Raw genomic sequence first — 7,873 nt, forward strand, 5'->3', positions numbered from 1 at the left:
GCCTGCGGCAGGGATCGAACCTGCGACCTAACGCTTGGACGCCCATGAGAGAGGTTTAGAAGGCAGTCTGAGACATTTCCTCGGCCTCTTCTTTTGCCAGCACCCTAAGCATTTCAATGCCGATGTCGCCTTCCTGCGGCGACCTGATGAAGTCGAGCTTGCCCACGGACTGTTCGACGGTTGCGATGACTGCAAGCGCATGGTTAGCCGTCGGGACTTCGGTCGTTAAAACCGCGACATTGCTTCGCCTCCGAAACCCGATGGTGTAGGTCATCTCTGCCTTCCGAAGTTTCACCGGTTAAAAGGGCGTCTCCAGCGCGCTGCGGCCCCAAACGTCCGGGAGGCCTGGGACAGGAGCCGGGACGCCGGGCCGCGAGCGCGCGGCTTGTCAAGCGCACTGAAGTCACTCTCTGCTTTCGGTTCGTCCGCGCGCTCTCAAATGTTATGTTGCTACATTAAATTTGGAGATAGCTCGCCTTCCGACACGTCTTCAACAGGAACGCTGGCGCTCGACTAGCATTTGCATCGCGCTTCGGGCCCGTGTCACAGCTTTTGCTCGAAGTGCGGCTCCAGTTAGCGACAGGCACCGTAAGGCTGTGCGTCAGCGATAGAGCAGTGCGAGGACCATCAATGCCGGTGCAATCATGCCCGCCAAGATAATTAGCACGATGAACATTCGCTCGTTCACGAGGGCCCTCGCCGGACAAGAATAGACTTGGGGCGAGACGCCTACTGTATACAAGTGAACAGATGGAACAGGCGGTGGTGGGCATGCTCACTTCGGTGCGCTGGGGCTTATCTCGGCGCGCTCGCGGCCCCGGCGTCTCGGCATCTGTCCCAACCTCCCGGACGCTTGGGGCCGTCGCGCACTGATCATGTACGTGACGCGAAACGGCGCTATAAAATGCGCGAGGTTTGTCGGCGGTGGGGACGCGCGATGCGTGACCTGCTCAGTCCACGCGAGAAACGGTTCTTGAGGCGCTTGGCTGCCGGGAAGACTGACGCGCAGATCGCGGTCAAGCTCGGCGGAACCGTCGAGCAAGTCGCAAAGCAGAGAGCTCGGTTGCTTGCGCGATTGCAGATCAATTCGCCCGACGAGGTCGCTGATGCAGCCAAGCGATTGGCGAACTGGCCCCGCTATCGAGGCATCACGTAGAAATTGCGCCCGCGAAACCACGCGCACGGTAACGGAACCCGCCTTGGTCAAAATGATGCTGCTCGTGGGCCTCCATGCCCATCAGCGCTCCAAGTAACGCAACGTCGACTACCCAGGGCCCGCTTGGCGGGGCCTTTTTTTCGTTCTGCGGTCGTTCGCTAGGAACGTCCCTGCGGTGCAACGCTTTTCCCAAGCCCCACACAAGAGGCATTCGACCGTCAACTTGCCCCAACGCGTCCGGTGACACGGCGCTGGGGCGCTCCTCTTTAGGACACCTGCAATCTCCCGTGTTGCGCCCTCCTCGCAGATCGGGAATAACCGGCAATGCGCGCTGATTCGGCTGCGCCGAACGGCCTCAGCATCCGGTTCCAGCCCCGGCGATGCGCGAGGCCGTTTCGTTGTGTGGCCGCAGAGCCTCAAAAAGCAAAAACGACGCCCTCAGACGGCCTACTCTTTGTCCTCGGTCCAACTGCGCTCGCCGCACTGGCATTCGAACATGCGGACAGTGAGGCCGTGCACCGAGTCCATCATCGTGCGCGCTAGTCGCGGCTGCGCGCCGCAGCGGCAACGCCTGTCTTCCCGGGTCTTCGGTCCTGAAAATTTGTCGCTGCTGAAGAAGTTCATGATCTCACCCTGCCGAGGCGAGTCACTAAGTATCAAAGTGCACATTTGTTCCACTTGGGGCATCGTATCCAGGTGAACATCTCTTCTCTCGCTCGCGACCTTTTCGAGATTTGCGCTGACCAGAGGCGCTGACCCAGCCCGAACATTCTGAAGTTGGCGGTGACATCGAGGGGGGTGTCAATAAAAGCATGCTTCGCCGCCCAGATTTTCCCCTCCCCGGCCCCCTGGCAGAGGGGCACGCCCCCATCTCCATTGGGAATGCTCACCTATTTCGATTCCATCGCATGTGTCGTACCCGATGCGATCTGGTCACGTCACCGGGACGCAACCACACCATGTCACAGCCCGAGGCAGGTGCAACACTGAAACGTCCGTTTCACTGTGTCGGTTCGTCGGCAGTTCGGGTGTATTCCCCATCGATCACAGTGCCATGTGCGCCCGCCTTCTGGCTTGCGATGGCGTAGAGCTGGGCATCGGTGAGGGTTTCGACCTTGACGTTGTGCTGGTGATCAACAGCGCGCACGTCGCGCCACTCGTCGGGCTGGGCGTTCTTCAACGCAAACACAGCAGCGCTGGTCTCTGCGCCCTTCCGGGCACGCATCAGCTTGCGTTCGAGGTACAGGACGCGGCCAGCTCGTGCGCGAGACACGGCGTGGCTAAAGTCCGTGTGCGCCCTGATCCAATCGTACACCGCGTCCCGGCTCACCCCGATCAGCCCGGCAAACGCCGTCAGGCTCAGTCCCTCGCTGGTCATCGCCTCGACGACCATGTCGCAATACTCCGGTCGGTAGTCACTCGGCCTGCCGAAGGTCTGGCCGCCCCTGTAGTGGGCTGGGAGCGTGGTCTGCTTGAAGGGTGCCATGTCAGTTCGCTTCGCTCGTCAGGCTCTTAGCGGCGCCGCTATCGAGCCGATTAGGTTTTCACAGTCGATGCAGTGATAGCCGACAGGCATTCGCCCATCCGCCTGCGGCGCTCGTCGAGGACCGGCCTCAGCACGGCGAGAAACCGGTTGCTATCGGCCTGGCCGCATTTCGGGCACTCGCCCCACAACAGCAGTCGCCTGCCGTGCGTGGCCACGATCATGGGAATGGGGCCACAGCTGTTCGTATGTTGACAACTTCCATTGCAATCCGGTTCCCGAGTGGCAATCATGAGGTGATTCGCAAACCCCGATGGTCCGACCATGGCTACCCGCCAAAAGACATTCGTTGCATACGCCTCCAAGGACAAGTCTGTTGCGGATGGGATCCTCGAAGCCGTGCGGAAGGTAAACGCCCTGCAGGTTCTGCCTGTAATTTATGAGCCTTGGCCGTTCAACGACGTACCGGGAACGCCGCTCGTTTCTCCTATTTTAGAGAAGATCGGCGAGTCTCCCTATCTCGTTGCCGACATCACGTATCTCAATTTGAACGTCGTCTACGAGATTGGCTATGCCATCGGCATGGATAAGCGGGCGTTTCTGGTCCGACACATGGGAACCGACGGGGACAAGCTGCTCGCCAAAGCCGTCGGGATATTTGATACGCTGGGCTACTTCGAATATGCGACGCCCGATGAGCTAAAAGACCGGTTGGCTGCCCACATTGACGCGACGCCACTGAGCTTCTCGAAAGCCTTGGATCGAAAGTCACCTGTGTACCTCATCGAGCCCCCTGATCGCGGACACGACATCGGCGTGATGGTGTCGCGAATCAAAAAGGCCGGTTACGGGCGCTATCGCAGCTTCACACCCGATGAAGATACTCGGCTGTCTGCAACCGACGCCATCCGACAGGTTGCGGAGTCCTCTGGCGTATTCATCCCGATGCAGGACACAAGCCACGACGGGTCTCAAGCGCACAACATCCGGTGCATGTTCATTGCCGGGTTATGCGACGGAATGGGCAAACCCAAGCTTCTACTCGCGCCTTCGACCTACGATGTTCCTCTTGATGTCCGCGATGATGCCAAGCGTTGGCATCATATGTCCGACATTCACAATATTGTCGCGGATTTCTGCCCGCGTATGGTCGAATACTCTGCTCAGATTGAGCCATCAGGTATTGATCGCACGTCCTTGCTTCAGTCGATGAGTATCGGCGACCCGCGTGCCGAAAACGAAATGAACACCCTGGAGCGGTATTATCTGAAAATCGACCAGTACGACCGTGCCATCAATGGCGAGGTCAATCTGGTTGTCGGTCGCAAGGGCTCAGGAAAGACAGCGCTATTCATCAGTCTACGCGACCGCATACGCGCCGACCGTCGCAACATTGTGCTCGACCTGAAGCCAGAGGGCTATCAGCTCATCCGAATGAAAGAGGATATTCTCGAATATCTATCGGAAGGTGCGCGGCAGCACCTGATTATCGCGTTTTGGGAATACCTGATCTATCTCGAAATCGCCTATAAGCTGCTAGAGAAGGATCAACGCTCCCATCGATACAATCCCGATATACATGACGCCTATCGCGAACTGAGCGGCGTCTACAATGCGTTCAATTTCTCACCTGAGGGTGACTTCTCTGAGCGCCTATCGGTCCTGTCCGAACGGCTCACGAGCCGATACCAGGAGAAATATGGGACGCAAGACGCTCGCCGCCTGAAGGCTGGCGAAGTGACTGAGCTCGTTTACCAACACGATATTAGACAGCTCCGCGAGATAATCACGAACTACCTGCGGAAGAAGGAAGCGGTCTGGGTCTTGTTCGACAATCTTGACAAGGGTTGGAGCACCCAAGGCGTTGACCTCATTGATGCAACTATCCTTCGCTGTCTGGTGGATGCTGGACGCAAGGTCGAGCGCGAGATGAGGAAGCCGGGCAACATCGTTCATTGCATCGTGTTCGTCCGCAACGATGTCTACGACCACCTGATGAGGAACACTCCGGACTTCGGCAAGGAGATGAGGGCTACGCTCGATTGGAATGATCCTGACATGCTGCGTGAGATGTTGCGGCTTCGCTTGGTCTCGGGCATGCATGCGGATCACTCCGAGGCCAGCTTCCACGATATTTGGCATGAGCTGTGTATCTCGCATTACCGAGGCGAGGACACCTCATCATACCTAATCCGGCGTACACTGATGCGCCCCCGCAACCTGCTCAAAATCTTCAATCACTGCCGAGGCTTCGCCACGAACTTCAACCGCGACATCATCAGTGATATCGACATCGAGAAAGGCCTCAAAACTTACTCGTCTGACCTCCTGCAGGAGTTGGACGCAGAGCTGACCCAGGTATTCCCCAGCGCGAAAGATTTGCTCTATCACTTCATGGACTCAAAAAAGACCATGACTGCATCGGACATTGAGCTGATCTTCACAGAAGCCGGGATCGATGAAGCCGAGCATAAGCGCTTGCTTGACTTTCTTTTGTACTACGGCGTGTTAGGCGTGAAGATCAAAGACGAGGAATACTTCATCTTTGATGTCAACTACGACCTTAAGGTGCTCGAAATTCGCGTGGCACGGGCAAAGGATACAGCTTACTACGTCGTAAACCCCGCCTTCGGCCCGGCTCTAGGTATCGCTGAAAACTAGGCCACTGCCCTACACTCTCAACAGCAGGACACACCAAAATCGCCAATGTAGGCATTGACTTCCTAGGACTTTACCGCCTATAAGAGTGGTCCCAGTACAGGGGCCGACCATGAAATTCTCGCAGATCGTCGCTTACTACCGCGTCTCTACCGGCAAGCAGGGCCGTTCAGGTCTCGGGCTCGAGGCCCAGCAGGCCGCCGTCCGCCGCTACGCCGCAGCCGAGGGGCTAAACATCGTCGGCGAGTTCATCGAGGTCGAGACCGGCAAGGGCGCCGACGCTCTGGAGCGTCGACCTCAACTCAACGCCGCGCTGGCGCAGGCCCGCGCCGCTGGCAGGAACGTCCCGGTGGTCGTCTCCAAACTGTGCCGCCTCGGCCGCGACGTTCACTTCATCTCGGGCCTGATGGCGCACCGCGTGCCGTTCCTCGTCACCGAGATGCCGGACGCCGACCCGTTCATGCTCCACATTCGCGCGGCGCTTGTCGAGGAAGAGCGCCGCCGCATTGCCTCGAATACCAAGGCAGCGCTCGCCGCCTGCAAGGCGCGCGGCGTCAAGCTGGGCGCGCCCAATGCTGGCCAGAACAAGGCCGAGGCCGCCGCCGCGTTCGCCGAGAGCCTACGCGAGATCGTCGAGCCGGTCATGTGCCAGTCGTCGCGCCAGATCGCGGCGCACCTCAATGCGCGCGGCATCACCACGGCGGAAGGTTCGTCTTGGCAGTCCGCGCAAGTCATTCGCCTGATCGCCCGCCTGCAGCCGAGGGAGCAGCTCGATGTCGCCGCCTAAGACCGCCCTCAACGCCCCCATGAGCGGCGCCGAGCTGGACGACGCCCTCACCAAAATATTCGGCCAGAACCGTCAGTCCGCGTTCGCGCGCGCCATCGCCTCGACGCCGCGCACCGTACGCAGTTGGGTCGCCGAGACCTATGGCATGGTGCCGCCGCACATCGCCGTCCTCGTGCGCCTGATGCTGCAGGCGAAGGTGACGCCCGAGCAGCTCCCGGAGATCGAGCGATGAGCACCCTCAGCATCGCGCTTAGCGTAATTGCACGTCGCCGCCGTCAGCATCGCGTGGGACACCCACATGCGCGAAGACATCGCCATGCTCCGCGCCATCGCGTCGAAAGAGCATTTCGGCGAAGCCGAGAACGGCTAGGGCGTGTACTCAAAAATCCGCAATGTCCGCTTCTCTTCAGATAGCGGCGCGGAAGCGGACATTGCGTGAAGTCCGAGAAGGGCCAACAACAGACATCGCTGGCGCAAATTCCAAGACACAAACTTGCGCAGTCGATTGATCAAAAGCGCTGACGCAACTAAAGCGAATGTTGTCATTCTTTCCCGAGTGTTGCCGCATAGGCACACCGCATACTGGCCCCATCAGCTACGCTCTCGTCTCTAGCAGCAACGGGGGACCTCATGCTGAAATTCGGTATCGTTGGCATTGCGTCGTTGGCTTTGGTGGGAACGGCGGTCGCAGCCGACCTTCCTCGCCCGCAGCCAGTTGTCCAGACTGCGCCAGTTGGTAAGTGGCCCGTCGGCAAAACCCCGGTCGGCAAATACCCGATCGGCAAAGCTCCGGCCCCGGTAGTAACCAAGGGCTAATCTGAAGATTGGAGCGCCTTCGGCTCTTTGAGGCCGAGGGCGTTCGTCTGACAACGCCGACTAAGCAAGCTGCGTAGGCTAATCGGCAGGGTGCGCGAGGTGACGCCCGCAGCGACCGCCAGCCCAGCCGCCGTTAGTATCCGCGGCGATATGCCCGTCGCGCAGTCCTTCGACCGACGCCTGCAACGCTCGTCGCAGTTAGCGGCCGTCCTACTCGGGCATCAGCACGGTCAAGGGATAGCACCACGTTCTTTTCAGGCGACCACTGAAACGAGAAGGGCGTCGCTGCCAATAACGCGCCTCCAACGATAATCGCAAGCACACTGAGCTTTTTCATGATCGGTCTCCATGTTGATATCGCGGCGTCATTGGCATGGCGGCCCCAAATACCGCTGATGCGAGAAAGCACCGCCAAAAGCGGGGAAGGACGCCATCATCGCAGGGAGCGCTATCAGGCCAAAGGCGGTCGCCAATCCGAGAGAAGAAAGAGCCTTTCGCCGAGAGATCATGAGATCCTCCTCAAGCTCTCCCCACGGCAAGTATAAACCAACTCAGTCGCCTCGGGTTGATCTACATCAGTGTGGACGGAGCGAGTGGGCGGCCGAATGATTATCAGTAGCACTGACCTGTCTTGCGAGCTTCGCCGCGGTGGCGCAGTGCAAGCATGTGTGTCGATGGATGCCCCGACATGATGACGTGGTCGAGGTCGAGCTGAAGCGCGCGCGACGGCGGATGTGGGTGCAACTGTCCAATGACAAAGATCAAGACGAGGACGGGCAGAGCGAGTAAACTTTAATTCTTGGGGCAGTCTAGCCAGGGAGGCAGTTATGATCTCTCGACGGAAGCTTCTCTCTTCTTTGGGTTTGGCGACTGCAATCGCCGCGTTCCCGACCGTGCTGATGGTCCCTGACGCGGAGGCGCAGACCGCTGGCATGGAAAGGCGTCAAGATCGACGTGAGGGGCGACGCGAGCG

General features: G+C 59.1%; 8 protein-coding genes. 5 read left to right on the forward strand and 3 right to left on the reverse strand.

The window, feature by feature from the left end; all coding sequences use genetic code 11:
• Positions 1-55: 55 nt before the first annotated feature.
• Positions 56-274 carry a hypothetical protein gene (locus tag ABIA90_RS40500; protein ID WP_028152252.1) on the reverse strand — a complete coding sequence of 73 codons (219 nt, stop codon included), beginning with the start codon at positions 272-274 and terminating at the stop codon, positions 56-58.
• Between the two features lie 663 nt (positions 275-937).
• Between ABIA90_RS40500 and ABIA90_RS40505 the strand changes: the two genes are divergently transcribed.
• The gene (locus ABIA90_RS40505; protein ID WP_354121535.1) at positions 938-1,156 is read left to right on the forward strand and encodes a LuxR C-terminal-related transcriptional regulator; all 219 of its coding nucleotides are present in this window, start codon (positions 938-940) and stop codon (positions 1,154-1,156) included.
• Positions 1,157-1,603: 447 nt separating this feature from the next.
• Here ABIA90_RS40505 and ABIA90_RS40510 read toward each other — a convergent pair whose 3' ends face one another.
• Both ABIA90_RS40510 and ABIA90_RS40515 read right to left on the reverse strand, forming a co-directional pair.
• Positions 1,604-1,780 (reverse strand): hypothetical protein, encoded by a 177-nt coding sequence (locus ABIA90_RS40510; RefSeq protein WP_354121534.1) that lies wholly within the window; start codon positions 1,778-1,780, stop codon positions 1,604-1,606.
• A gap of 376 nt (positions 1,781-2,156) precedes the next feature.
• Positions 2,157-2,549 (reverse strand): hypothetical protein, encoded by a 393-nt coding sequence (locus tag ABIA90_RS40515; RefSeq protein WP_354121533.1) that lies wholly within the window; start codon positions 2,547-2,549, stop codon positions 2,157-2,159.
• Positions 2,550-2,963: 414 nt separating this feature from the next.
• On the opposite strand from ABIA90_RS40515, the gene ABIA90_RS40520 reads away from it, so the two are divergent.
• The 4 genes from ABIA90_RS40520 (at position 2,964) to ABIA90_RS40535 (ending at position 6,900) form a co-directional block, all read left to right on the forward strand.
• On the forward strand, positions 2,964-5,300 hold the full coding sequence (locus ABIA90_RS40520; RefSeq protein WP_354121532.1) for a P-loop ATPase, Sll1717 family: 2,337 nt from the start codon (positions 2,964-2,966) through the stop codon (positions 5,298-5,300).
• Between the two features lie 109 nt (positions 5,301-5,409).
• The gene (locus tag ABIA90_RS40525; RefSeq protein WP_354121531.1) at positions 5,410-6,084 is read left to right on the forward strand and encodes a recombinase family protein; all 675 of its coding nucleotides are present in this window, start codon (positions 5,410-5,412) and stop codon (positions 6,082-6,084) included.
• Positions 6,071-6,316, forward strand: coding sequence for a helix-turn-helix domain-containing protein (locus tag ABIA90_RS40530; protein ID WP_264621190.1), 246 nt, complete (start codon positions 6,071-6,073; stop codon positions 6,314-6,316). Before ABIA90_RS40525 ends, ABIA90_RS40530 begins: the two co-directional genes overlap by 14 nt.
• A 398-nt stretch (positions 6,317-6,714) precedes the next feature.
• A complete protein-coding gene (locus ABIA90_RS40535; protein ID WP_080588649.1) occupies positions 6,715-6,900 on the forward strand; it encodes a hypothetical protein in 186 nt (61 codons plus the stop codon).
• Positions 6,901-7,873: the final 973 nt, after the last annotated feature.

The organism is Bradyrhizobium sp. LA6.8 (genome assembly GCF_040547935.1).
Lineage (GTDB): Bacteria > Pseudomonadota > Alphaproteobacteria > Rhizobiales > Xanthobacteraceae > Bradyrhizobium > Bradyrhizobium barranii.